Here is a 23,842-nt window from a genome sequence, read left to right as displayed (position 1 = left end):
TTGACCCAACAACCCATTGACTATATACTTAACAAAAGAAATGAAAGCGCAATCATTTTGAGGGGTGGTATTGTAATGAGCAGCCTAGGCCTGAGTTATAAATTTATAGCCAGCAATATTGAGGGGGCTTCAAGTCAACAGGAATTATTTGAATGTATTAGTAATGAACTGATACTAGGGGGATATGTCAAAGATTCCTTTAAACAAGCTTTAATAGAAAGAGAGCAGGAACATCCAACGGGATTATTGATGGAAGATTGTTCTATCGCTATACCGCATACAGAAACAGAACATATCAATCATTCTATTATTAGCGTGATTAAGTTAAATAGTGATATTACGTTTCAACTAATGGAAAATAAACAAAAGTCAATATATCCTGATATCGTTTTTGTATTAGCTTTAAAAGATAGTTCAGCACATTTGAATGTATTGAAAGGGGTGATGGAGCTTTTCAGGGATAATCAAAAGAAAAATTTGGTGTTAAAGGCGCAGTCGGCAAAAGAAATTGTTTCACTGATAGACACATGGAATTAATAGAAAAGGGGAGAAAAATCATGAATAAGATTATCGTAGCTTGTGGTACAGGAGTTGCAACGTCTACATCGGTGATAGAACAGATAAGAGAATATTTAGAGTCTAATGGATATCAGGCTGAATTTTATCAGTGCCGCACTTCTGAAATAGCTTCACAAATTCAATCGGTGAATCCAGATGTAATTGTCAGTACAGCAGAAGTAAATTTAGATACCGATATTCCAGTGCTCCGCGGGGTACCTTTTTTAACAGGGCTTGGTGTAGAAGAAGTAAATGAAGAAATAAAAAGCTATCTCCAAAGGGGGTAAACAATTATGGGAGCTGTTCGCGAGGTTATCGATTTTATTTTAAATCTTGGACCAAGCATTATTATGCCGTTTATTATTTTTATTATGGCAATGATTTTTCAAGTACCAATTGGGAAGGCAATAAGAGCGGGATTGACGGTAGGTATAGGTTTTATAGGGATTAACCTGGTGATTGGTTTGATGGTGGAAACGCTGGGACCGGCAGCTGAAGCAATGGTAAGTAATTTGAATATAAATTTAACAATACTTGATACAGGCTGGCCGACCGCTGCTGCGGCAGCATTTTCAGCCACTACGATACTTCCGTGGATTTTTGGTTTAGGCATCCTGTTAAATATTTTACTGATTATTACTAAGTTCACTAAAACATTAAATATCGATATGTGGAATTATTGGCAGTTTATTTTTGGAGCTGCATTTATCTACGCAGCTACGAATAATTTTATTTTATCAATTGTCATTGGATTGGTAGCTTTAGTCATTACATTAAAGCTGGCAGACATGACAGCACCAAAGGTACAGGAATTTTTCGGACTGCCTGGAGTTTCATTGCCACATATGCAAACAATGGCCTGGGCACCTGTAGGGATGGTCCTAGATAAAGTTTTAGATAAAATACCGGGATTAAATAAATTAAATGCTGATCCAGATAAGATTCAAAAGAAATACGGAATTTTAGGAGAGCCTTTGTTTATTGGAACGGTTCTGGGGGCATTAATTGGAGCACTTGCCTTTTTTCCACAAATTATGGCGGGAGAATTAGAAAGTGGCATTAGTCAATTACTGACCACTGCTATAACTTTAGGTGCAGTAATGATGATTTTTCCAAGGATGGTCCGGTTACTTATGGAGGGGCTGCTCCCTATATCTGATGGAGCAAAGAAGTTTCTGAATAAGAAATTTCCAGGAAGAGAGCTTCTTATTGGCCTGGATGTAGCTACTGTTGTAGGGAATCCCAGTGTAGTAGCAACCGGATTATTATTAGTCCCTATTACTCTAATACTTGCTGTAGTATTAAGCTTTTCCGGAATTAATCAGCTTTTGCCTTTTACAGATTTAGCTGTACTGCCATTCTTTGCTGTTTGGGCAGTAGTCTGGAGCAGAGGGAATTTAATTAGGGGTGTGCTCATCGGCTCATTCTTTATGGCAGGGATTTTATTAATTGCTACATTTATTGCACCGTTGCAAACACAATTGGCAGAGGCGGCAAGCTTTAATATACCTGAAAATGCTTCTCTAATATCGAGTCTGGGAGGCGGCTCATTTTTACTTCCATGGCTATTGATGCTTCCATTTATCAGTGGCTCAGAGTGGACTTTAGGAATTGTGATTGGAATCGTCATCTTAGTAGCAGTATCCATCTTTTCTTATATTTACTTCTTTATACCGAAGTTACGAAAAAAAGAATTTGAAAAAAATGAGGATAATAAGTCACAAGAGAAGAAAACAGGGTGAAAGTTCATCATAACTTGACCCAACAACCCAATAACTTAAAATTAATGAGGAGAGATATAATGAAGGCAGCATCTTTTTACGGACCAGAGGATATAAGAATTGAAGAAGTAGATAAACCATCTCCAAATGAAGGAGAAATTATTGTTAGAAATAAGGTAGCTCTTACCTGTGGAACAGATGTAAAAACGTATGTGAGAGGGTATCCGCTTTTAGAGCCGCCTATACTATTTGGGCATGAGGCAGCAGGAGTGGTAGAAGCTGTTGGAGAAAATGTAATTAAGTTCAAAGTAGGAGATAGAGTAGTAGCCCATAATTCTGCACCTTGTAATCAATGCTATTACTGTAAACAAGGGCAGCATTCAATGTGTGAGGATTTACTAATTAACTGGGGTGCTTATGCAGAATATCAACGAATACCTAAACGAATCGTAGATCAAAACACATTTTTAATACCTGATTCAGTTTCATTTAAAAGTGCTGCATTAACAGAACCTTTATCATGCGCGGTATATGGCATCGAAGAGTCGAATATTAAACTGGGAGATAGAGTGGTAGTTAATGGAGCAGGACCGATTGGATTGTTTTTTATTAAATTAGCATCTTTAAAAGGAGCATATGTCATAGCAACGGATATGAACTCCGAAAGATTAGAAGTTGCAAAGGAGCTGGGGGCATCTGCAACTATTAATATAAGTAAGGTAGAGGATATTGTAGAAGCAGTAAAAAGTCTTACAGAAAATAATCGTGGTGTAGATGTGGCCATTGAGGCAGTAGGGATGCCTGAAGTGTGGGAAAATACCATCCTTATGGCACGAAAAGGGGGACTGGTTAATTTATTTGGCGGACCAAAATCGAATACAACGATTACAACACAAACGAATTTACTGCATTACTCTCAGTTGACCTTAAAAGGGATATTCCATACAACACCCCGGCATGTAAAAGCAGCTTTTGATCTGATTACACAAGGAACAATTACAGCTGATATTTTTGTGAATGGGGAATATGGACTGGATGAAGTGGAGCAGGCGATTATTAACCATAAGGAAGGAAAAGTTATAAAAAATGCGGTGTTATTGTAATTTAAAAATAGAATGGAGGAATATCTCTTGAATATGAAACAGGAAGTAGTTAAATACGCAAAAATGTGTTCCAATAGCGGGCTGACAGTTGGTACATCGGGAAATGTAAGTATTAGACATGGGGATATGATGTATATCACTCCTTCTGCATTACCGTATGATGAGATGAAAGAAGAGGATGTACTTGAGGTGGATTTGCGAAGCGGTGAAGTCGTACATGGCCATCGAAAGCCATCATCAGAAACACCAATGCATAGCCATATTTATGCGAAAAGTCCAGAGATTAAAGCAATTGTCCACACACATTCAACATATGCTACGATGTTTGCCTGCGCGCATAAGCCGATACCGCCAGTTCATTATATGATTGCTGATATTGGAAGAGAAATTCCGGTAGCTCCATATGCTACTTATGGGTCGGAGCAGCTGGCAAACTATGCAGTGGAGACGTTAGGAGATAATCAAGGAGTCCTGTTGGCTAATCATGGTGTAGTAGCCGTTGGAAGTAATTTGAAGGATGCATATCGTAGAGCAGAAGTAATTGAGGAAGTTGCGCTGCTGGCATATGGAAGTTACACGTTAAATAGCGTGAACCCTCTGACTGAACAGGATTTAGATAATGCTTTAGAAGGGTTTAAAACGTATGTGAGTGGGTAAAAATAGACCGAATGAAATCAGTTTGTAAGTTAATTTCATTCGGTTTATTACTTGAAAAATGAAAGTACTATCTCTTTTTTAGTAAGCATGTGTTTTAATTCGTGAATAGCTTTTAGACCTTTTTATTTGCTATCATTATATTGCTTAACTTAGCTACTATCCCATTTGTTTTTTCAGTTCTAATCATCTAAAATTATAAGTTGGGACTATAATTTTTTAGACCCAACTTACCTGAATAACAAGAAGTTTACACAATAAAGGAGTAATATAGATGAGCAATTTAAAAAACAATGGCTATGCGCGGTATGATTTAATGCAGCAATTAAACTATGAAGGTATAGAAGCAGACTACCAGACATTATTAAATTATTTTGAGGACCTTCCTGCCGACGAATATGCTAAAGGATTAAATCGCTACAGAAGATATTCACGTGCACTTGTACTGCCATCCTCTAGTCAGATTGAATGGCTTCCAACACTGACAAAAGACGGAGAGGAGTACTCTGCGTACTTCCAAGGTAAATTTAATCCAGAGTATCCAGGATCTTATCGTGAATTTGCTTGTATTGATAAAGAAATACAAGCAAATAAATTATTAGAAAAAATTATCCTGTTTGATTATCATGAAACATTTTGGAAGGAAGAAGACCGCATTATGCCGATTCATGTTGGTGTGCATTTTGTAAAGCTCTATGTGGAAAATGATACAGATAAAGCTGTTTCTTCACCAAACTGCTTTCATCAGGATGGAGAGCCGTTTACTTTTGCTCATTTAATTAAAAGAGAGAATGTGAAAGGCGGTACCAACGCCATTGGTGTTCCAAAAGCAGCAGGAGAGAATTTTGATACGGTTGATCAGGAAGATGTGAAAGAGATTTTTGAAATCACAAAGCCATTAGAATCCTATGGTGTAGCGGATTCGGCAGTTTCGCATTATGTCAGCCCTATTGAAAAAGGCGACGGTGACGAAGCTGGTGTACGTTCTGTAATCTTAATTGATTATCAGCAAACTGTTGTAGCCGATGTAGATGAATCATAAGCGAGAAAAGAAGACTCTTCAACCTGGATTCAAGCGGGAAGAAGAGATTTCTTTTATATAGACAATGTCCTTACAAAAAATTATCAAGTTTGTATTGCTGGTCAGTCGGTTATATTCAATACAAACTCCAAATCAGCCTGTAAATGCTCCTGCATCAGCCTATTTGCTTCTACTGGATCATGTTTTTCAATAGCATCACAAATGTTGCTGTGTTCATCCAATAAAAAAGGTCTGTTATAAAAAACGACTGCATGGCTGAGCATATAGATAATGGCTTGCATCCGGTCGACTGTCTCAATCATAATTGGATTACGCGATTCTTTGACGATATAGTCATGAAATTGTTTATTGAAGTTAATAATTTCTTCAGGATCTTCGGATTGCTTTGCTTTTTCAATAGCTGAACGTATGATAGCAATATTATCAGGTATCATGAATTTCGCAGCTTTTGAAGCAGCATAACCCTCAATAACGATACGCATTTCAAACATATGGCGAATATCTGTTGGAGAAGGTTTGATAATACGTTTATTTTTTATTAATCCTTCTTGCTCCAATCGACGAATAGCCTCTCTGACAGGTGTACGACTAATCTGTAGTTCTTTCGCCAACTTATCTTCTATTAATTTTGTCTGTCCTTCGTATTTACCTTGTAAGATACGATCTCTAACTGTTTCATAAGCATAAATTTGTGCAGTTTTGGCTTTCTTGTTTGTCATTTCGCGTTCTCCTTATTAAATCAAATAAAATGTGTTGTTATGTATAGGTTCATTTATCCTTTGTAAATTATAAAAAGAGGAAACTTTATCTATAATAAAAAAACCTCTTTTCATAATTATATCAAAAGAGGTTTTAAAGCACATACTTTCTACATCCTATTTACAAACTTAAGTGTATTGCATTAAAGTTATTTTTTAATTAACTTTCGTTTAGATATAGATAACTCTCTAAGAGAATAATATATCATTTCATTCCACAAGTTCGGTAAATTCGTCAAGATCAATATAGTGTCTTCTGTCTGTTTCCAACTGGGTGATTTCTTCTTCGGAATATTCTTCTACAGGCTGATAAGCTTTATTTTCCGGAACAACACGATCTGTTTTATATTGAGAGAATAACCAATCAATAATTCGTTCATCTTGATAAGCGTATATCCAGGAGCTATGCGTGCTTGTGGCTACTTTTTCTGTTTCACCTGGTAAATAAACTGTATATTTTGGGTTATAGCCTAGTTCTCTGTAGGCGTTTACTAATTCGTTAGTAAGTGTGTGAGCTCTTACACTATCATCATAAGATTGCATAAGCCAGGCAGGGATGTCAGCATACTTTGAAATATTAGGGATGACAGTTTCTTCTACTGGTGGAGCATCACCTACCGGATTATTCGGTCCGCCTGCCACAGGAAGCAAGGCAGCGTATAAATCGGGATTTTTAATAGCTAGATTATAGATGCCTTCTGCCCCGATAGACACCCCTGTAGCGTAAATTCTATTTGTGTCTATATCAGGGTATGTTTTCTTGAGGCTTTCTAATATATGTTCTATGGAGTTCATCACTTCTTCATCACGCCATAATTGATCAGGACTAATTTGAGGCGCAACTACGAGAGCCGGATGTTCTTTTTGAATTTCTGGCAATGTCCATAAAATAGTGCCCTCCCCTTTTGTAATACCTAAATGCTGATTGTTATCAGTACCTCGTTGTCCACTTCCATGAAGAGACAAAATAACGGGTATATCTGTTAGCTGGTCAATATTATCGGGAACAAAGAGACGGTAAGGCATGGTATTTCCTGCTGCATTCGTATATTCTTCAAAGGAAAATGATGCAGCAACAGCATATTCTGCGTATATTTCCAATTCAGCTATTTCAATATCATCTTCATCTGTTGTAAATCGCACATATTGTGCGTTTGTTGCAGGTAATATTCGATCAACTCTGTTGTGATTATTGCTTTGAATTACGTCGATGTCTGTCCACTTTTCTCCATCTAAACTCGTTTGCAGAGTCATGGATGTAATTGGCTGATTGGCTTCTACTTGCCATCGGCTAACTACTATTTCATTATCAAATGCAATAATAACTTCCTTTTCTCCATTTTCTTCCGGGACCCATACTGTATCAGGAGACTCGTCCAGGGCATCTACAACAGGTGTATTACTGTTTGTTGAGACATGCTGATGTTTTACAGTACTGTTATAAATAATACCTCTGCTTTGTTCTAACAGGTTATCTACTTCTGCAATAATTTTTTCTGTTTCTATATTATCTGGAGAGATGGTAATGACGTTGGTGAAAAGTTTTTTAAAATCAGCTTCTAGATCTGTTATTGCTGAAGAATCTCCCATGTTGATACCAAATACTTTTGAGTCTTCTATAGAATAAGTGCTTCTTATTTCATCAACAACCGTTTTAAGATCATCTTTGCTAATGGAGGTACTGATATTGATAAGTACAGCTTTTTTCTCCGTCTGAATAGAAGAGTCCGCTAACGCATTTAAAACTTGCTGTTGGTTATTGCTGGAAATAATTATTAGTGGAACGAGTTCTTCATCAACAGTGTCCGGAAGGGATAAAAGGTAAGAAATATCATCAATCTTTTGTTCATCAAATGCAGGGGCATCTTGTAAATTCACTGTAGAAATTTCTGAATCACTGTCAATGGTTTCGTCATTTTGGTTATTTGTAATTAGTACCACAATGAGGGCAACGAGTATAACTAACACCGGCATAATAATTTTATAATTCGAAATATTTTTCATGTAAATGCTCCTTTTAAAAAAGACATAAGTAAAGTGAATAGACTTTCTGATTAGTAACTTATTTTCCTGTATATATTGGAATGAATGTGTATTTGTATCAATCTCCTTCTATATTTTTATTTATAAATTTTAGAGAACCATTTTGTAATCGCTTTCCAATAATGTATACTAAAAATGATAAATTGTATACAATTTGTTGTCAATGGCTAATTATCATGCTAGAATAATTTTTAAGTGATTTGCGAAGATCATGTTCTTTAAAGAATATTTTTCATGGGGCAGGACTTTAAAGTAATAAAAATATGACATTATGTTGTGACCATATCACTGCCGTAATGAAACTGGAGAGGGGGTACAGATGATAAAAATATTTAATTGACAAAAAGAAATCGCTTACTAAAAAAATCCTTAACATTAGAAAGCTGGATGAGAAGTATTTCTTGCTATCTGGTAAGGAGCAAAAGGAACCAGGGTAAAAATGAGGAACAGGAATACAATGATAAAAATTTAGTTTTTGAAACAATGGGCAGATTGATTTCAAAAAGAAAGAACATATTTTAATGAAAGCGTTTCAAATGCAGTTATAATAAAGTAATTTTGTTCAGTTGTGACAAGGATGGAGAAGTACATGGGCAAACCATAAAGGGGAAGATAAATTATGTTAACAGGTAATGGATTAATTATTGGTTTTGTTGTTGCTTTAATTATTCTTTTTGTACTTATTATACGTTTTAAATGGGATGCTTTTATTGCATTATTAGTGGTGGCAATTGGTATTGGGATTGTCTCTGCTATTCCGGCAAATGAAGTACCCGCGGTGATTGCTGAAGGCTTTGGTAATACACTGGCCGGTGTGGGAATTCTGATTGGTTTAGGAATTATATTTGGACAATTTTTAGCTGCTTCAGGTGCAATAGAAAAGATTGCAAGTTCAATGTTGAAGACGTTTGGAGTGAAAAATTCACCATATGCTATAGCTGCTACATCGACAACAGTTGCTATTCCAGTATTTTTTGATGCCGCTTTTATCATCTTACATAAGTTGATTTATAGTTTGTCGTTGCGTACGAAAATTTCTTTAGCAACATTTGTAGCTATTCTTGCGATTGGATTGATTGTTTCACATAGCTTAATCATCCCTACGCCAGGACCGTTAGTAGTAGCGGACCAGATGGGTGTGGATATTGGTGTTTTCTTCATATATGGATTACTCGTAGCTATTCCTGCCACATTAGTTGGAGGAGTGATTTATGGGAAAATAATTGGGAAACGTATTCCTAATGGTAACCGTTTAGAAGATGTGAAAGAGGAATTACAAACAGTTGAGCAAGCGGAAAGAGGTCCCAATCGCAAAGAAATGCCAACATGGCTGGCCTACGCTATGCTTGCTTTACCAATTGTATTAATTCTATCAAATACAGTCGTTAATAATGTTATTTTGCAAGACTCTTCCGAAACAATACTTGGTAAAATTTTTGCAGTTGTTGGAGATAAAAATAGTGCATTGCTTATCAGTGTAATTGTTGCAATGTTCGTATTAAAGCCATATATTAAAGAAAAAACAGAAGTGGTCATGAAAGAAGCATTTGAATCTTCAGGGATGGTATTGTTAATTACTGGTGCTGGCGGAGCTTTTGGACAAGTTGTTCAGCAAACTGGTCTAGGAGATTTACTTGTAAATTTGATGACAGGGTTTAATATGCCAGCGTTGATTTTAGGCTTTGTTTTTGCGCAAATTTTAAGGGCTTCTTTAGGAAGTGCAACAGTAGCTCTAGTTACAACTTCTACGATTTTAGGGCCACTAGCCGCAGACTTAGGTGCATCTCCAGTTCTATTAGGACTTGCAATAGCGGCAGGTGGTATTGGACTATCCTTGCCAAATGATTCTGGGTTCTGGGTGGTAAATAAATTCGGGCGATTATCTGTAACGGAAACGATTCGTATATGGAGTTTAGGAGGATTTGCAGCTGGCGTGACAGCACTGGTAATGGTACACCTATTGAACGCTATTTCTGGTTTCTTGCCAGGTCTTTAATAATAAGAAATAAGAGGGGTTGTTCAATACCCCTTACATATTTAATCTATACGAAGAAAAGGTGGAGAAAAAATGAAACAAAGTGTTGGATTTATTGGATTAGGAATTATGGGAATGCCAATGACAAAGAATTTATTAAAAGCTGGCTTCAGAGTGACTGCTTTTGATTTGAATCCAGAGGCTGTGAAAGCAGTTGCGGCAGAAGGGGCAATACCTGCAGCAACTGGAAAAGAAGTAGCTGAAAATAGTGATGTAGTTATTACCATGCTTCCAAAAGGAGATCATGTCCGAGCAGCTATTTTTGGTCTGAATGGTGTTATCGAAGGTGCTAATGAAGATACTGTTATCGTGGATATGAGCTCTGTATTACCAACAGAGTCCAAGCAATTAGCTCTTGATGCAAAAGAACAAGGCGTGGCCTTCTTAGATGCTCCGGTAAGTGGCGGAGAGACAGGAGCAGTTGATGGAACACTTGCTATTATGGTCGGAGGAAATTCGGCAAATTTTGAAAATGTAAAATCTGTTCTAAAAGCAATGGGGAATAATGTGGTCTTAGTTGGTGATTCGGGTTGCGGATCCACAGCAAAATTAGCTAACCAGATTATTGTTAATTTAAATATTGCTGCTGTATCAGAGGCGGTTACACTTGCTACAAAAGCGGGGATTGATATAGAGAAAATGTATCAGGCGATTCGGGGCGGCTTGGCTGGAAGTGCGGTATTAGATGCAAAAGTTCCGATGATGCTGGATCGTAATTTTACAGCTGGCGGCCGCGTAGATATTAATATGAAGGATATTACCAATGTAATGAATACAGCACATGATTTGCATGTACCGCTTCCTTTATCCAGTCAGCTATTAGAAATCTTCCATTCATTAGCAAGTGACGGAAAAGAAACATTAGACCACGCAAGTATTGTGCAGCATTATGAAAAATTAGCAAATGTGACTGTGAAAAGAGAAGAGGTGGAGTAATATGGCAGAAATGCTAAATGCGAAAGAGATTTTGAGAAGCATCAAAGCAGTTGATAGACAGCAAACGCTATCCGCTCTGCAAGCAGAATTAGCAGATTCTCCGTATAAAATTGTTGTCCTTGATGATGATCCCACAGGAATTCAGACGGTGCATGGTGTATCAGTATATACAAATTGGGATAAAGCCTCGATTGAAGCAGGTTTTGCAGAAAAAGAAAGCATGTTTTTTATTTTAACAAATTCACGCGGATTTACCGAACAGGAAACGATTCGCTGTCATATAGACATTGCTGAACGTGTGCAGGCAGTATCTGAGGAAAAAAACATTCCATATATCTTAATTAGCCGTTCAGATTCTACGATGCGCGGGCATTACCCGCTGGAAACAGAGATTCTGAAAGAAACTATCGAAGAAAAGGGAGCGGCTTCCTTTGATGGAGAGGTTATTATCCCGTTTTTTAAAGAGGGCGGAAGATTCACCATAAATAATATCCATTATGTTCAGGATGGTGATATCCTGGTTCCTGCCGGGGATACAGAATTTGCGAAGGATAGAACATTTGGATTTACTGCTTCTGATCTTGGTAAATGGGTGGAGGAAAAAACGAATGGCCGATATACAAAAGAAAATACCATTTATATCTCTTTAGAGGATTTACGTGATCAAAAAGTAGATAAAATTAAAGAACAGCTGCTGCTGGCTAAGGATTTTCAAAAAATCGTAGTGAACGCAGTCGGCTATGAGGATGTAGAGGTTTTTGCTACGGCATTAATCAAAGCTATTCGTGCCGGGAAGTATTTTATTTGCCGCAGCGCCGCTTCTTTAACGAAAGTACTTGGAGATATCAGTGATAAACCTTTATTAACCAGAGAAGAAATGCTTATTTCTAAAAGCAGGGAAAATGGTGGATTGATTGCAGTCGGCTCTCATGTGAAAAAAACAACAGAACAATTACAGCATCTGCTGGATAGCGGGCTGGTGCAGGGAATTGAATTTGATGTACATCTTGTTCAGGATGAAGAGAAGTTTAAAAAAGAAACAGAACGGGTTCGTTTAGCTTGTGAAGAAGCGATTAAAAATGGTCAATCCGTTGTTTATTATACGCGCAGAGAACGTCTGGATCTTGGAGAAAATAAGAAAGAGGAAGAATTAAAGCAATCTGTAAAAATTTCAGATGCGGTAACGAGTATTGTGAAGGATTTGGCAGTACAGCCAAGTTATGTCGTTGCTAAGGGAGGGATTACTTCCAGCAGTATCGGAACAGAAGGCTTGTCTGTAAAACGTGCAGAAGTAGCAGGACAGGTGAAACCAGGTATTCCTGTTTGGAAGACTGGACCGGAGAGCAAATTTCCAAATGCTGCTTATATTATTTTCCCGGGAAATGTCGGACAGCCGGAAACGTTAAAAGACGTTGTGGCAGTGCTGGAAGATAAAGAGTAGGTGAAAAAAGTAATAGGAAGCAGAATGATCTGCTTCCTATTACTTTTTAATATTTATCTAAAATTTATAGACGCTTGATTGCAGGCTCATAAATGTCCTTTAAAGTCTGTACACTATGCATGAATTTCTTCTGTTCATCCTCGTTCATTGGTACTTCAATGATTTCTTGAACTCCTTTACGGCTGATGATAGTTGGGACACCAATACATACATCCTTCACACCATATTGCCCTTGTAAATAGCTGCTTGTAGTTAACACAGTATGCTCGTTCTTTAAAATAGCTTCTGTAATCCGTACGAGGCTCATGGCAATGCCATAAAAAGTAGCTCCTTTTTTCTCAATGATATGATAAGCTGCGTCACGCACTTCCACAAAAATTTGATCAAGATCCTCAGCTTTGTGGTTTTCATGCGTTTCAAGATAAGTATGAAGCGGCACAGGACCAATCGTTGCTCTGCTCCATAACGGCAGCTCTGTATCTCCATGTTCACCAATGATGTATGCATGGACAGCTTTAGGTGAAATTTTAAAATACTCTCCCAGTTTATAACGGAGCCGTGCTGTATCTAATGTTGTGCCGCTTCCAATAACACGATGTGCAGGAAGACCGCTAAACTCAATTACTGCCTGTGTTAGAACATCCACAGGATTCGTTGCAATTAAGAAAATTCCATCAAAGCCTGAAGCCATGACGTCATCCACAATTTTTTTAAAGATTTTCATGTTTTTTTCAACGAGATCTAAGCGTGTTTCACCTGGTTTCTGGTTTGCTCCTGCACAGAGACAGACGATATCCGCATCTTTACAGTCTTCGTAGTCCCCTTGCCAGATATTTGTAAGAGAAGGCGCAAAAGTCTTGCCATGGTTTAAATCCCATACATCTCCAAGTGCTTTATCTGCATTTAAGTCAATAATTGCTATCTCTTCCGTTACCCCTTGGTTCATTAAAGCAAATGCGTAACTGATTCCAACTGCCCCTGATCCGATTAAAACAACTCTATCTACTTTTTGATATTTTGTTTCCATCATTCTGCCCACCCCTTGGTTTTATAATTAATACTCCACTCTTATATTGTGAATCATTTCACAATATAAGTCAATAGTATTTTAATAAGTTTTCTCTTAGGCTCAGAATACTTGAAGGAAGTAGAAAAGTAAATAGGATTTCCTATTGAATTTTAACTGGAAATGTGTATAGTATTTCTAAACAAAATCAAAGCTGATAAAAATTATAAAAAAAAGCGATGAAGAGAAGAGCAAATATAAGAAAAGCATTACAGAGAACTCCAGAAGCTGAGAAGGAGCGTGCGAAATTATATTGAACCAAGCCTCGAAGCTGCACATAGGATTGTCAGATGTTGATGTGCCGGTTCTCCCGTTATCGGGAGAAGCAATGATTGATTCTGTTGCTTATAGAGGTTTTTGCAGAGATGCAGAAACATAATGAGGTGGCACCACGATCTTCTGTGATATAAGAAGTCCCGTCCTCAAAGTTTAAATAACTTTTAGGACGCGGGCTTTTTTATGGAAGAAAATTGGGGAGGGTGGAAAAACACCTCATTACTTTTAACGGGGATAGGCGTATCTAAGGAGCCTGGATATACCTGATTGCATTAAATTTAATTATTTTAGAAATGACAGGATCCCCGCTTGCGGTTTCTATACTGTATATTCTAATGCCATTAGCTGCAATGTTCACTAACTTTTGGGCAGGTTCATTTATTGATCATTTGAATCAAAAGCATCTGATGATTGGACTGGACTTATTCCGGACAGGACTTATTTTTGTTCTTCCTTTTTTGGATTCATTACTGGTAATCTATATTATTGTGTTTGGAATAAATGTTGCAAGTGCCATGTTCGAGCCGACGTCTGTTGTCTATATGACTAAGTTAGTCCCAAAAGGAAATCTACAGCGATTTAATGCCTTACGTAATTTTATTAATTCCTGCGTTTTTATATTGGGGCCATCTATTGCTGGAGCATTATTTATGGTTGGGAGTCCTGCGCTTGCTATATTTACGAATGCAGGAGCATTGTGTATTTCTGCCATAATTATTCTTTTTCTGCCTAATCTGCATGAGCAATCTCAAATAAATGGCAGGATTAATATGCAGTCTGTTATTCAGGATTGGAAGAAGATTCTAAAGTATGGAGCTGACCATAAATATATTATCTTGATTTATATTTGTTTGGTGGAGTGACTGTTTTTATGACAGGGCTTGATTCGATGGAGGCTGCTTTTGCAGTAGAGGTTCTGCTTCTGGATGAAAGCGCCTATGGATTTTAAGTCAGTATTGCAGGAGCAGGAATTGTAGCTGGTTCCTTGATTAATGCGTTGTTTGCTAAGCTTTTAAAAATTAATATACTGATGGGATTCGGGGTTATATTTACGCCCATTGGTTATTTAATTTTTGTCTTCTCCACAAATTTTATGGCAGCTGCAACAGGATTCTTTCTGCTGACATTTGCACTTTCTTTTGCCAACACAGGCTTTCTGACCTTTTATCAAAATAATATACCAGTGGAGATTATGGGGCGTTTCTTTACTGTTTTTGGATTGGTGGAAGCAGCTTTCATTGTTTTATTTACTTTGGCGATCGGAATAGCAGCTGAATTGATTGAAATTAGATTGGGGGCTCTTTCTTATTTTTAGGGTTGGGAATTGGTTTTAATTTTTTGATACAAAAGAAGTATCAAAGAAAGGGTTATCAAGCTAATTAAAACTATTAAAAATTGAATCATTTAAATGAAGATAGAGGGAAAGGTTATGTTAATTCCCTCTATCAGATGATTAAGCTACTATTTGTTTATAACCTTGAACCTTATTTTACAATTTCCTGTTTCAAAAATGCAAGGACTGAATCAGGCAATGGAATCCCTTCTTTCCCTCTTTTTTTGGCATTGAGCATCTCCAGCTCACCAGGAATATAAACTTTGTCTATATTTGGACCAGGGGTAGTTTCTCTTAATTCCTGAATCATTTGATCAAGTCGAGATGTAAATGTATCAATGGAAACAAATTTTGCTGGATCGATTGCCATAAAAAAGTGTCCTAGTTCTCGATTTTTATCATATTCACCATACATTTTAGAGACATGCGGGCCAAAAGCTGCTCCAGTCAGCATAGCAGAGAATATTTCAACTACCATTGCTAATCCATATCCTTTTGGACCGCCAAAAGGTGATAATGCAACTACTTTATTCGGATCGTGTGTAGCTTCACCATTTTCGTCCACTCCCCAACCGTGGGGAATACTTTCTTTTTTTTCTTTTGCATTTAAAATTTTACCTAAGGCAACGGTGCTTGTAGCGAAATCTAATATGACAGGTTCTTCCTTATTTGCTGGAAAGCCAAAAGCGATTGGATTAGTACCGAAGAAGGGTTCTGATCCGCCGAAAGGAACTACAATTTTATCTGTGTGAGTCATCGCTATACCAATTAAATTATTTTGAGCAGCTTGTTCAACGAAGTAAGAAAGTGCGCCACAGTGACTGCTATTTTTGACCGCTACAGCTCCGGCTCCTGCTTCTTCCGCTTGTTTAATTGCTATATCCATTGCTGATTTAGAGATGTAATGTCCAAATCCATTATCCCCATCTAAAACACTAGTTGAGGCGGAGGTCTCGGTTACTCGTGGTTGAGCAGCAGGATTAATACCTCCCGATTGAATTCGTTTAATATAATGTTCTACCCTTAGAACACCGTGAGAATCGACACCTCTTAAATTTGCGTGCACCAGAACATCAGCAATTGCTTCGGCAGCCTCTTCTGTTACACCATACTTTAAAAATATTTTCTTTGTTATATCTTGGAGCTCCTTTTTTGGAATCATAGAAATTTCTCCTTTCCCTTGAAAACGTTTAAATTTATACTAGCATACTTGTATGGTAGTGTGGTAGAATAAATTTCAGAAAGGAGATAAGAAGATGTTAAATCGAACTAAATTTAAACATTCAACGAGAGATTTTGTTTATGATTCATTGAGAGAATCTATTATGGATTTGGAGTTGCCTCCTGGTGCGGCTATTTCTGAGAAAGAAATTTCTGAAGAGCTGGAGGTTAGCCGGACCCCTGTCAGAGAAGCTTTTCTAAGATTAAAAGAAGATGAACTTTTAACGGTGCTTCCGCAAAGAGGATCATTTGTGGCATTAATTGATTTAGATCATGTGGAAGAAGCGCGTTTTTTACGAGAGCAGGCGGAAGCAGGAATTATTCGTTTAGCATGTGAACAGTTTTCTGATGAATGTCTGAATAAATTAGAAATGAATGTAATAGAACAGAAAAAAGCAAGAGATGATGATGATGAAAATACCTTATATATATTAGATAAAGAATTTCATAGGCTGCTTGCAGAGGGAGCAGACAAGCGACGTGTATGGAAAACAATTCAAAAAATGGACACGCATTCTATGCGGCTTCGTAAATTGAGTATCGAGTTAAAATTGAACTGGAAGAAGTTAGTTGAACAGCATGAGGCAATGGTTGAGGCTATAAAGGAAAAGAATCAAAAAAAAGCGGAGGATTTGATTCGGGCGCACCTGGCATTGCTTATATATGATCAAAAGGCACTAAAGGATAGGTATCCTGACTATTTTAATTAAATAAAATGTTATAAAGGGGTTAAACATCATGTTAAAGAGAATGTTTGTATTCAGCTTGCTGACTCTCCTTATTCTAAGCGGATGCTCTTCAGCAAAGGAGAGTTCCGCAAAGGAAGATGATGTTACACATTGGAAGATGACACATATCTCTGATGCAAGTCATCTCTGGCATCGTACAGCTGTTGAATTTGCTAATCGGGTAGAAGAAAAAACAAATGGAAAAGTAGTAATTGAGATTTTTCCCAACAGTCAGTTGGGCAGTGAGGTAGATAATATTAACTCCATTCGTTTTGGAGCAACGGATCTAACAATTACAGGCGAGACATTAGAAGTATGGACTCCTAATGCTGTAATGTTAGCGGTTCCATATGCGTTTGAAAGTGAGGAGCATATGCGTAATGTGATTGAGGGGGAGATTGGAGAGAGAATCGAACAGGATATTGAGAGAGATGTTGGATTAACACCGTTATTTTATATGGAGCGCGCTCCGAGAAATTTAACATCTAATTATCCAATTTCAACACCTGAGGATTTAAGAGGATTTAGTATGCGTGTGCCCAATGTGCCATTATTTTTAGATTCCTGGTCATCGGCAGGAGCTCAACCTCAAGTAATCAGTTTAAATGAAGTATTTACCGGCTTACAGCAAGGTGTCATTGATGGTCAGGAGAATCCGAATGATCTTATTGAAAGTAATGGGTTCTATGAAGTACAAAACTATTTGAATTTAACAGAACATGTACGTTCCTGGATTTATGTAGTGGTAGGTACAGAACAATTGGAAGCGCTGCCTGAAGAACAGCAGGAGGCGGTAAAAGAAGCTGCAACAGAAGCAGAGCAATATGCACAAGGTCTATTGGAAGAAGAAACAGAAGCGGTTCTCCAAAGATTGCTGGATAATGGAATGGAAATTAATGAAGACGTGGATCAAGACGCTTTTCGTGAAGCAATGCTGCCTGCGTTAGAAGAGTATTTTGATGAGGAGCAGTTAGAATTGTATCTTGAGATTTTAGATACAGCGGAAGAAAGCGGTGATGAAGAATGAATATAATGAAAAAAGTTGATAAGACTCTTGGAATAGTGACAATGCTGTTATTTACTGCTCTGTTGCTAGTAGTTATTATTCAGATTTTAAGTCGCTATTTCCCATATGACTTTATGTGGACAGAAGAGCTTTCCCGCTATTTATTTGTGTATTCTATTGTTACAGCAGCTCCGCTGGCATTGAGAAAACAAGAGTTTATCCGGGTAGATTTATTGATTGAACGATTGTCTGACCGTGTCCGAAAAATATATGAAAGTGTTATTTCTACAATGATTTTATTGTTTTCTATCGTATTATTTATCTATGGAATACAGCTTGTCAGTCTAGGTTCTGATTTTTATGCTCCCACGTTAGGATTTTCAATGTCTTACACGTATGCAGCGGTTCCCTTACTGGCGGTTTTATTAATGATATATTCTGTTGTTTACATTATTGATCAATTTACTGGAAAGAATCAGGACGAGGAGGGTGAGCAAATATGATGGCTTTATTGCTTTTTGGACTATTCCTGTTATTAATCGCTTTCGGCGTGCCAATAGCCTTTAGTTTAAGTATATCATCCTTGGTTTATTTGCTTGTAGCCGGAGTGCCGTTGACAGTCATTCCGCAAACCATGTTTGCCGGACTAGATTCATTTGTTATGCTGGCAATCCCTGCTTTTATTCTTGCCGGTAATTTGATGAACGCCGGAGGAATTACTAATCGTATTATTGATTTTGCAAATGCTGTTGTTGGTCATATTAGAGGTGGACTAGGCTTAACAAACGTGGCTTCCTCCTTAGGCTTTGCAGGAATTTCTGGAACAGCCTTATCGGATACAGCGAGTATAGGATCTGTCATGATTCCAGCAATGAAAAAACAAGGATATGGCGCCGGGTTTTCTGCTGCGGTTACATCCATATCTTCTACAGTTGGACCAATGCTTCCACCTTCACTTCCAATGATTATCATCGGAACATTGGCGAGTATTTCTATTGGGGACTTATTTTTAGCTGGAGCAATTCCCGGTGTCCTGCTAGCTATTGGCTTTTTAATTGTTACATATGCCATTTCTGTAAAGCGTCAGTATCCTAAGGGAGAAAAACAGTCATTTTCTGTAATTGGAAAGACATTTTTTGGTGCATTTTGGGCACTGTTAATGGTTGTTATTATCTTGTGGGGAATTCTTGGCGGCTATTTTACTCCAACTGAAGCAGCAGTAGTTTGTGTTGTGTATGCTTTTATTGTTGGCAAATTTGTCTATAAAGAACTGAAGTTAAAAGAAATACCTGGTATTTTATTGACTACTTTACGATCTACTGCTTCTATCCTTTTACTTGTGGGTTTTGCAAATACATTCGGGTGGATTTTAGTTAGTGAAGGTGTTCCACTTCTTATTGCGGACGGAATTTTATCTATTTCAGAAAATCCAATAATTGTTATTTTATTAATAATTATATTACTTTTACTTGTAGGAATGTTTATGGAGACAATTGCAGCATTGGTTATTCTATTCCCAGTTTTACTGCCTGTTGCACAAAGTGTGGGAATGGATCCAATTCACTTTGGAGTGGTAATGGTATTATCTCTAATGATTGGATTATCTACTCCTCCAGTAGGAGTCTGTCTATTTGTAGCATCGACATTCGCTAAAGTACCGATTACCAGAACTGTAAAAGAGTTGCTACCGTTTTTTGCAGTAGCGATGGTGGTATTAATTATTGTAGCCTATGTTCCTTCATTATCGTTGTTCTTACCAAGTTTATTTGAATAAAGGATGTGTATACATTATGAAAGCTATACAGGTGGAAAACCCTGGTGAATTGGAAATTGTAGAAATAGAAAAACCGAAGTTGGAAGGTTTACAGGATGTTATTGTTAAGGTGAAAAATGTCGGTATATGTGGTTCAGACGTCCATATTTATCATGGCAGCAACCCTTTTACTGTCTATCCTCGGATTATTGGCCACGAAGTTTCAGGAATTGTGGAGGAGGTTGGTGAAGAAGTATCTTCTGTAAGGGTAGGAGATTTAGTGGCTCTAGAGCCAATCCTTTACTGTGGAGAATGCTATGCTTGCCGAAAAGGACAGCCGAATGTCTGTAAATCATTAGAGGTTTTCGGTGTCCATCGGGACGGTGGTATGAGTGAATGGCTTAAGGCTGAAGAAAAGAATTGGCATAAGGTCTCGGATTGTGTTTCCGAAGAAGCAACGTCTTTAATTGAACCGCTAACGATCGGTGCCCAAGCAACCTATAGAGGAGAAGTCAGGGAAGGTGATACGGTATTTATTATCGGGGCCGGACCAACTGGAATTGCTTGCCTCTTGCTGGCTAAAGAACATGGGGCGAAAGTGATTATCTCTGATTTCAATCAAACAAGATTAGATTACGCTGCTTCAATTGGTGCAGATGTTACCATTCAACCGAAAGAAAAAGATGTAGCAAAAGAAATAGAGAGATTAACAGACGGAGAACTTGCAAATGTGGTGATTGATGCAGTAGGACTTCCACAAACATTTCAGCAGGCAGTTGAATTGGCATCTATTGCAGGGACAGTGGTTACATTAGGTTTCAACGAACAACCTTCTGCGATACCTTCGCTGCTATTAACAAAAAAGGAATTGAAAGTTGTAGGTTCGAGACTGCAGACGCATCAATTTAAAGGCGTTATTGAAAAAGTGGAAAAAGGGAAACTGGATCCAAGTCAGATTATCTCGCATCGTTTTCCGATGGAACAAGTTAAGGATGCATTTGATCTATTGGAAAACAAACCTGAGGAAGTAAGAAAAATTGTGTTGACATTTTAGCAGCAGGAGTGGGTAGGATATGAGAATGACATTTAGGTGGTATGGTGAAAATAACGATTCTGTTTCACTGGAACAAATAAAGCAGATTCCTGGTGTAGAAGGATTGGTCTGGGCATTACACCATCGTGCAGCAGGTGAAGTTTGGCCGGAAGAGGAAGTATTGGAAGTGAAAAAACAAGCCGATGCATATGGTTTTCATTTAGATGTAGTAGAAAGTATTAACGTGCATGAAGACATAAAATTAGGCAAGGAAACAAGAAATGAATATATAGAAAATTATAAAACGAGTCTAAGGAATGTTGCCAAAATAGGCGCGAAGGTAGTTTGTTTTAATTTTATGCCCGTATTTGATTGGACACGAACAGACTTATATAAAAAATTAGAGGATGGCTCCACCGCATTATTTTATGAAACATCAAAAGTGAATGATATGAATCCCAATGATTTGATTGAGCAAATAACCAATTCGGGCTATACAATGCCTGGATGGGAACCAGAACGCCTGAAAACAATTAAAGAATCTTTTAAGTCGTATGAAGAAGTAGACGAGGATCAATTATGGAAGAACTTAGAGTATTTCTTGAAGGAAGTTCTTCCTGTTGCTGAAGAGGAGGATATTAAACTGGCTATACATCCAGATGATCCGCCTTGGCCAGTGTTTAATCTTCCCCGAATTATTACGAGTGAGCAGGCCATTGAAAGGTATCTGTCTATTTCAGACAGCCCCTCACATTGCTTGACCTTGTGCAGCGGATCATTGGGAGCTAATCCGAATAATGATATTCCGGCTATCATCCGCAGGTTTCATAATCGTATTGCTTTTGCTCATATTCGCAATGTACGAATCTATGAAAATGGTGATTTTATCGAAACATCTCACCGAACAAAGGATGGATCAGTACCAATTGATGATATTGTCAAAGCTTATCATGAGACAGGTTTTAAAGGATATGCCCGTCCAGATCATGGTAGACATTTATGGAATGAACAATGCCGGCCGGGTTATGGTTTATATGACCGTGCTTTAGGCATCATGCATCTCTGGGGTCTTTGGGATGCTTATGAATTAGTGAAGAGAAAGGAGCGTGCATAAACAGTGTTACCAACTCATGAAGATCTAGCTGGAAAAACAGCGGTTGTTACAGGCGGAAGCGGCGTTCTTTGTCAAGTTATGGCAAAGGAGCTAGCCCGCCAAGGGATGAAAGTAGCAATATTAAATCGAAATGTGGAAAAAGGACAGAAGGTAGCAGATGAAATAAAAGAGCAGGGCGGTATGGCGATTGCAGTATCTTGTGATGTATTAAATGAAGAAAATGTGAAGGAAGCGTATGAGGTTGTGAAGCAGGAATTAGGAGAATGTGATTTGCTGATTAATGGAGCTGGAGGAAATCATCCGGATGCCATTACGGATAAAGAAATATTTGAAGCAGGGGATATCGAAAATACTTCTTTAAAATCTTTTTTTGATTTGCAGTTGAGTGGCTTTGATCATGTTTTTCGGTTGAATTTAATTGGTTCACTTATACCAACACAAGTATTTGCGAAAAAAATGACTGAATACGGTGGGAATATTATTAATATCTCATCCATGTCAGCTCCAGCCCCAATGACGAAAGTTCCAGCCTATAGTGCTGCCAAAGCAGGCATTGATAATCTTACCAAGTGGTTATCTGTTCATTTTGCTGATGCTGGTATTCGTATTAATGCGATTGCGCCTGGGTTCTTTTTAACAGAACAAAATCGGGGACTTTTGCTTGATGAGGATGGTTCTTTATCCGAGCGCGCAGAGAAAATTATCAATCATACTCCACAAGGCCGATTTGGAAAGCCGGAAGATTTATTAGGAACATTGCTTTGGCTGGCAGACGACAATATGTCTGGCTTTGTAACAGGGATTACCGTACCTGTGGATGGTGGATTTATGGCTTATTCAGGTGTTTAGATTATTGTACAGAACTTATAAAAAGAATGAAGGTAAAATATTTGTTTCAAAGGCACTAGAGTAGTAATATAAGACTTCTGCATAAACAAACAACGATATGTTTACGCAGAAGTCTTATTTCAATTTATCCACATTAGAAGAAAATTGTATAAAACAATGAAAGCGCAGGCATGATTTTATCAAAGTTAACTGTCTATAAATCTCCTGCCTCCAAATACAATGCTATACTGAAATTAACATAGAAAACGTGGTGATAACCGTGGCAGAAATAAAAAAAGTAAAAAACTTTCCCCATATAGATATACATCCTTCTTTAAAAGATAAGCTGAAGGCAGTACAATCAATTCTTCAATCTGAGAAGTACCATGAATTATATATTGCTGAAAAAGATGGAAATGCAATTGCGCTGGCACTCAGCTGGCTAAACACTTTCCATCCATCAGCAAAATATATCCGCTTCTTTGCAGGGGAGGAGCAAGAGGAAAATGTGTATATATATGAGCTGCTTGCTCCACTGCTCGGGAGTAAATCCACCCAGGATAAGTGGATTTACTCCTGCTGCTCCAATGAAAAAGATAACATTGCCATCGTTGAAGAAAAAGGATTTCATCTATTCCGGAGGACGTTTGAAGAAAGAGTTGGAGTGACATGGATGCTGCAGCATTTAGATAGCCAGACTATAGATGAAAAGATAACTCCTCTAAAAGAAGTGATGTCCGATTTGAAAAAGAAGCAGCAGTTCTTATCCAAAATAAAAACAGATTATGAACAGACACATGCAGATAACCCTGTTGGATGCTTTACACTTACTGAATGGGAAGAAATTTTAAGAAATGATTGTCCGGATGAAAGTAGGAGTTCTGTTTTATTTATAGAGGAAGAAATCGCCGCATATATCATGCTTCATCCTGGTGATACAGAAAATCATTATGAAATCGGCTGGGTTGGCTTAGATCAAACAAAACAGGATATCAAACTATTGAAGCAGCTGTTATTCAGTCAATTGCAGATGCTCAAAGATAATGGCGTGCAGACAGTAGGAATAGAGGCCGATTCTACTAATCCTGTTGCGAGGGGTTTATTTGATTTTTTGGAATTAAATAAGAGGAAATCATGGAATTCATATATTCTTAAATAAATAGTAATAATGGGAAAAAGCAGCAGCTGACATT

General features: G+C 37.7%; 23 protein-coding genes and 1 other annotated feature. Of the genes, 19 read left to right on the top strand and 4 right to left on the bottom strand.

Annotated features, from left to right (window positions below; all coding sequences use genetic code 11):
• The first annotated feature begins 75 nt into the window (after positions 1-75).
• The 6 genes from MHH51_RS21820 (at position 76) to MHH51_RS21795 (ending at position 5,078) form a co-directional block, all read left to right on the top strand.
• Positions 76-537: a PTS sugar transporter subunit IIA gene (locus tag MHH51_RS21820; protein ID WP_339283570.1), complete on the top strand. Its 462-nt coding sequence runs from the start codon at positions 76-78 to the stop codon at positions 535-537.
• Positions 538-557: 20 nt separating this feature from the next.
• Complete coding sequence (locus tag MHH51_RS21815; RefSeq protein ID WP_186813701.1) at positions 558-845, top strand: PTS sugar transporter subunit IIB; 288 nt, start codon at positions 558-560, stop codon at positions 843-845.
• Between the two features lie 6 nt (positions 846-851).
• A complete protein-coding gene (locus MHH51_RS21810; RefSeq protein ID WP_147211871.1) occupies positions 852-2,300 on the top strand; it encodes a PTS transporter subunit IIC in 1,449 nt (482 codons plus the stop codon).
• Between the two features lie 59 nt (positions 2,301-2,359).
• Positions 2,360-3,382: a zinc-binding dehydrogenase gene (locus tag MHH51_RS21805; RefSeq protein WP_186813700.1), complete on the top strand. Its 1,023-nt coding sequence runs from the start codon at positions 2,360-2,362 to the stop codon at positions 3,380-3,382.
• Between the two features lie 33 nt (positions 3,383-3,415).
• Positions 3,416-4,039, top strand: a complete 624-nt coding sequence (locus tag MHH51_RS21800) for a class II aldolase/adducin family protein (protein WP_339286345.1) — start codon at positions 3,416-3,418, stop codon at positions 4,037-4,039.
• Between the two features lie 271 nt (positions 4,040-4,310).
• Positions 4,311-5,078 carry a 2OG-Fe dioxygenase family protein gene (locus tag MHH51_RS21795; protein ID WP_339283568.1) on the top strand — a complete coding sequence of 256 codons (768 nt, stop codon included), beginning with the start codon at positions 4,311-4,313 and terminating at the stop codon, positions 5,076-5,078.
• 101 nt (positions 5,079-5,179) lie between these two features.
• Here the strand turns inward: MHH51_RS21795 and MHH51_RS21790 are convergent, their stop codons facing one another.
• Both MHH51_RS21790 and MHH51_RS21785 read right to left on the bottom strand, forming a co-directional pair.
• Positions 5,180-5,797: a GntR family transcriptional regulator gene (locus tag MHH51_RS21790; protein WP_339283566.1), complete on the bottom strand. Its 618-nt coding sequence runs from the start codon at positions 5,795-5,797 to the stop codon at positions 5,180-5,182.
• A gap of 249 nt (positions 5,798-6,046) precedes the next feature.
• Positions 6,047-7,840 (bottom strand): discoidin domain-containing protein, encoded by a 1,794-nt coding sequence (locus tag MHH51_RS21785; RefSeq protein WP_147211867.1) that lies wholly within the window; start codon positions 7,838-7,840, stop codon positions 6,047-6,049.
• Positions 7,841-8,498: 658 nt separating this feature from the next.
• Between MHH51_RS21785 and MHH51_RS21780 the strand changes: the two genes are divergently transcribed.
• The 3 genes from MHH51_RS21780 (at position 8,499) to MHH51_RS21770 (ending at position 12,291) form a co-directional block, all read left to right on the top strand.
• Positions 8,499-9,875, top strand: coding sequence for a gluconate:H+ symporter (locus MHH51_RS21780; RefSeq protein WP_147211866.1), 1,377 nt, complete (start codon positions 8,499-8,501; stop codon positions 9,873-9,875).
• A gap of 72 nt (positions 9,876-9,947) precedes the next feature.
• Positions 9,948-10,850 carry a 2-hydroxy-3-oxopropionate reductase gene (gene garR / locus MHH51_RS21775; protein WP_156986150.1) on the top strand — a complete coding sequence of 301 codons (903 nt, stop codon included), beginning with the start codon at positions 9,948-9,950 and terminating at the stop codon, positions 10,848-10,850.
• 10 nt (positions 10,851-10,860) lie between these two features.
• Positions 10,861-12,291, top strand: coding sequence for a four-carbon acid sugar kinase family protein (locus MHH51_RS21770; RefSeq protein ID WP_339286343.1), 1,431 nt, complete (start codon positions 10,861-10,863; stop codon positions 12,289-12,291).
• A gap of 64 nt (positions 12,292-12,355) precedes the next feature.
• Here the strand turns inward: MHH51_RS21770 and MHH51_RS21765 are convergent, their stop codons facing one another.
• A complete protein-coding gene (locus MHH51_RS21765; protein ID WP_246145217.1) occupies positions 12,356-13,321 on the bottom strand; it encodes an L-lactate dehydrogenase in 966 nt (321 codons plus the stop codon).
• Between the two features lie 206 nt (positions 13,322-13,527).
• Positions 13,528-13,784: a binding site (T-box leader), on the top strand.
• 142 nt (positions 13,785-13,926) lie between these two features.
• Here MHH51_RS21765 and MHH51_RS21760 point away from each other — a divergent pair.
• A complete protein-coding gene (locus MHH51_RS21760; RefSeq protein ID WP_339283563.1) occupies positions 13,927-14,496 on the top strand; it encodes an MFS transporter in 570 nt (189 codons plus the stop codon).
• A 122-nt stretch (positions 14,497-14,618) separates the two neighbouring features.
• Positions 14,619-14,948 carry a hypothetical protein gene (locus MHH51_RS21755; RefSeq protein WP_339283561.1) on the top strand — a complete coding sequence of 110 codons (330 nt, stop codon included), beginning with the start codon at positions 14,619-14,621 and terminating at the stop codon, positions 14,946-14,948.
• A 169-nt stretch (positions 14,949-15,117) separates the two neighbouring features.
• Here MHH51_RS21755 and allD read toward each other — a convergent pair whose 3' ends face one another.
• Positions 15,118-16,128, bottom strand: coding sequence for an ureidoglycolate dehydrogenase (allD, locus tag MHH51_RS21750; protein ID WP_147211864.1), 1,011 nt, complete (start codon positions 16,126-16,128; stop codon positions 15,118-15,120).
• A gap of 94 nt (positions 16,129-16,222) precedes the next feature.
• On the opposite strand from allD, the gene MHH51_RS21745 reads away from it, so the two are divergent.
• The 8 genes from MHH51_RS21745 to MHH51_RS21710 all read left to right on the top strand — a co-directional run bounded on the left by MHH51_RS21745 (position 16,223) and on the right by MHH51_RS21710 (position 23,808).
• A complete protein-coding gene (locus tag MHH51_RS21745) occupies positions 16,223-16,897 on the top strand; it encodes a GntR family transcriptional regulator (RefSeq protein ID WP_147211863.1) in 675 nt (224 codons plus the stop codon).
• A gap of 28 nt (positions 16,898-16,925) precedes the next feature.
• Positions 16,926-17,942 (top strand): TRAP transporter substrate-binding protein, encoded by a 1,017-nt coding sequence (locus MHH51_RS21740; RefSeq protein WP_339283558.1) that lies wholly within the window; start codon positions 16,926-16,928, stop codon positions 17,940-17,942.
• A 5-nt stretch (positions 17,943-17,947) separates the two neighbouring features.
• Positions 17,948-18,424 (top strand): TRAP transporter small permease, encoded by a 477-nt coding sequence (locus tag MHH51_RS21735; protein ID WP_339283556.1) that lies wholly within the window; start codon positions 17,948-17,950, stop codon positions 18,422-18,424.
• Complete coding sequence (locus tag MHH51_RS21730; RefSeq protein WP_339283554.1) at positions 18,421-19,695, top strand: TRAP transporter large permease; 1,275 nt, start codon at positions 18,421-18,423, stop codon at positions 19,693-19,695. The genes MHH51_RS21735 and MHH51_RS21730 overlap by 4 nt, the downstream gene beginning before the upstream one ends.
• A gap of 16 nt (positions 19,696-19,711) precedes the next feature.
• The gene (locus tag MHH51_RS21725) at positions 19,712-20,728 is read left to right on the top strand and encodes a zinc-binding alcohol dehydrogenase family protein (protein ID WP_339283552.1); all 1,017 of its coding nucleotides are present in this window, start codon (positions 19,712-19,714) and stop codon (positions 20,726-20,728) included.
• A 19-nt stretch (positions 20,729-20,747) separates the two neighbouring features.
• Entirely contained in the window at positions 20,748-21,821 is a 1,074-nt protein-coding gene (gene uxuA / locus MHH51_RS21720) for a mannonate dehydratase (RefSeq protein WP_147211858.1), read from the top strand.
• A gap of 3 nt (positions 21,822-21,824) precedes the next feature.
• Positions 21,825-22,670, top strand: a complete 846-nt coding sequence (locus MHH51_RS21715; protein WP_339283550.1) for an SDR family oxidoreductase — start codon at positions 21,825-21,827, stop codon at positions 22,668-22,670.
• A 259-nt stretch (positions 22,671-22,929) separates the two neighbouring features.
• Entirely contained in the window at positions 22,930-23,808 is an 879-nt protein-coding gene (locus MHH51_RS21710; RefSeq protein ID WP_339283548.1) for a GNAT family N-acetyltransferase, read from the top strand.
• Positions 23,809-23,842: the final 34 nt, after the last annotated feature.

It is taken from the genome of Oceanobacillus sp. FSL K6-3682 (genome assembly GCF_037976165.1).
Lineage (GTDB): Bacteria > Bacillota > Bacilli > Bacillales > Amphibacillaceae > Oceanobacillus > Oceanobacillus sojae.
Note: the sequence above shows the minus strand (reverse complement) of the source record. Positions and strands in the feature narration are given on the sequence as shown.